This is a genomic window from Nocardia sp. NRRL WC-3656 (assembly GCF_000720265.1).
Taxonomy (GTDB): Bacteria; Actinomycetota; Actinomycetes; order Mycobacteriales; family Mycobacteriaceae; genus Nocardia; species Nocardia nova.
Genome location: NZ_JOJF01000140.1, coordinates 1 through 256 on the forward strand (window position 1 = coordinate 1; position 256 = coordinate 256).

Sequence of the window (256 nt, forward strand, 5' to 3'; positions counted from 1 at the left end):
CGACACCCAACCCAGTAGCCCACTACCAGCACCGCGCCCGGACACCATCGCCTACCTCATCTACACCTCCGGCACCACCGGGATCCCCAAAGGCGTAGCGACTACCCACCACAACGTCACCCAACTACTGACAACCTTGAACACCGGCCCCACACCGGCGTCGGAACAGGTGTGGGCACAGTGTCATTCACTCGCCTTCGACGTCTCCGTATGGGAAATCTGGAGCCCGCTACTCCACGGCGGCCGACTGGTCGTG

General features: G+C 62.9%; 1 protein-coding gene. It reads left to right on the forward strand.

Annotated features, from left to right (window positions below; genetic code table 11):
- A partial coding sequence (locus tag IG65_RS37525) for an AMP-binding protein (RefSeq protein WP_156055942.1) occupies window positions 1-256 on the forward strand: 256 nt, incomplete at both ends.